The sequence below is a fragment of the Acidisphaera rubrifaciens HS-AP3 genome, from assembly GCF_000964365.1.
Lineage (GTDB): Bacteria > Pseudomonadota > Alphaproteobacteria > Acetobacterales > Acetobacteraceae > Acidisphaera > Acidisphaera rubrifaciens.
Genome location: NZ_BANB01000800.1, coordinates 1 through 1,836 on the forward strand (window position 1 = coordinate 1; position 1,836 = coordinate 1,836).

The 1,836-nt window shown below is 71.8% G+C and carries 2 protein-coding genes; one reads left to right on the forward strand and one right to left on the reverse strand.

Features of this window, described 5'->3' with window-relative positions; genetic code table 11:
- Positions 1-192 precede the first annotated feature (192 nt).
- The gene (locus B8460_RS17870; protein WP_048862976.1) at positions 193-1,590 is read left to right on the forward strand and encodes an MFS transporter; all 1,398 of its coding nucleotides are present in this window, start codon (positions 193-195) and stop codon (positions 1,588-1,590) included.
- A 61-nt stretch (positions 1,591-1,651) separates the two neighbouring features.
- On the opposite strand, the gene B8460_RS22340 is transcribed toward B8460_RS17870, so the two are convergent.
- Positions 1,652-1,836, reverse strand: a 185-nt coding sequence (locus tag B8460_RS22340) for a hypothetical protein (RefSeq protein WP_048862977.1), incomplete at its 5' end; no start/stop codon positions are given.

The window sequence follows — 1,836 nt, forward strand, 5'->3', positions numbered from 1 at the left end:
GGCAGCCTCGCCGCGGCGTCGCTGTTCCTCGCCGCGGCGCTCGCGGCCCCGAAGCGGCGCCCGCGGCTCCCGACGGCACAGGCGGCACGCGCGGCGGGGTGATGCAGACCAGTCCAGCGCGGCTCTGCTCTGGACAGACAAGCGCCGCTGCTGAAACGGTGCTCCGCTGTATCGACAGGGGAGCGAGACGCGATGCCGGACGACCAGTCGGCCATCGGCGCGACGAGTGCCGCCATCGCGGCGCGGCTTGACCGGCTGCCGGCCACGCGCAGCGTCTGGGGGCTGATTGCCCTGCTGTCGCTCGGCGGCTATTTCGAGTTCTACGACCTGTTCATGACCGGCGGCGTGGCACCCGGCCTGGTGCGCGACGGCATCCTCACGCCCACCACGCCGGGCCTGTTCGGCACCGCCGGCATCGCGAGCTTCGTCGCCGCCTTTTTCGCCGGGCTGTTCGTCGGCACGCTCGCCTTCAGCATCGTCGCGGACCGGTTCGGGCGGCGGGTAATCTTCACCGTCTCGTTGCTGTGGTACACCGTCGCGAGCCTGGTGATGGCGACGCAGCACGACGCGTTCGGGCTGAACCTGTGGCGCTTCATCACCGGCGTCGGCCTCGGCGTCGAGCTGGTGACGATCGACACCTACCTCGCGGAGCTGGCGCCGCGGGCGATCCGGGGCCGGGCCTTCGCCGCCAACCAGGTGATCCAGTTCTGCGCGGTGCCCACCGTCGCCTTCCTCTCCTGGCTGCTGGTGCCGCGCGCGCCGTTCGGCATCAGCGGCTGGCGCTGGGTGGTGGCGGCGGGCGCGGTGGGCGCGGTCGCCGTGTGGTTCATCCGCCGCGCGGTGCCGGAAAGCCCGCGCTGGCTCGCGCAGCACGGCCGCGCGGACGAGGCCGAGGCAATCGTCGCGGCGCTGGAGCGACGGGTCGCCGCCGAATACGGCGCGCCCCTGCCCGTTCCGCTTGCGTTGCCGCCGGAGCCCGCGCGCGGCAGCCTGATCGAGGCGTTCCGCCCGCCCTATGCCACCCGCACCTTTATGCTGGTGGTGTTCAACGTCTTCCAGACCGTTGGATTTTATGGATTTTCAAACTGGGTGCCGCAGCTGCTGATCAGTCAGGGCATCGGGGTGACGCATAGCCTGCTGTACACCTTCGTCATCGCGCTGGCCGCCCCGGTCGGGCCGTTGCTGGCGATGCTGCTGGCGGACCGGGTGGAGCGGAAATGGCTGATCGTCGGCGCCGCCGGGGCGGTCGCGGCGTTCGGACTGGCCTTCGCCCAGACGCGGGCGGCGGTGCCGCTGATCGCCCTCGGCGTCTGCGTGACGCTCGCCGCCAACACGATGTCGTTCAGCTTCCACGCCTATCAGACGGAGCTGTATCCGACGCGCATCCGGGCGGTCGCAGTGGGGTTCGTCTATTCATGGAGCCGGTTGTCCGTCGTGTTCAGCGCCTTTGCCATCGCCGCCTTCCTGCGCGGCTTCGGCACGCCGGGCGTATTCGCCTTCATCGCCGGCAGCATGGCGGTGGTGATGGTCACGATCGGCGCGCTCGGGCCGCGGGTGAACGACCGGGCGCTGGAGACGATCTCGCACTGACACGCAAAACCCCCCGCCATCGCCGGGCGGGGTGTCATGTCGTCCGGCGGTGCCGCCGGGATCAGGCTGCGATGGCGAGGTCCGCGGCCGGATAGGCCGGGAGCGGCGTGACGGTGAGCGTGAGCGTCGCGGGGCCGGCGACCGGCGGCAGGGCGAGTTCGCCGCGGCCATCCGTCCACCGGGCGAGACGGCTTGCGCCGCGTTCCACCGCGTGCCAGCCGGCGCGCGCCGCCGGGCCGTCCATGG

Coding starts and splice junctions, on each gene's coding strand:
- B8460_RS17870 (WP_048862976.1), top strand. CDS start 193: ATGCCGGACGACCAGTCGGCCATCGGCGCGACGAGTGCCGCCATCGCG.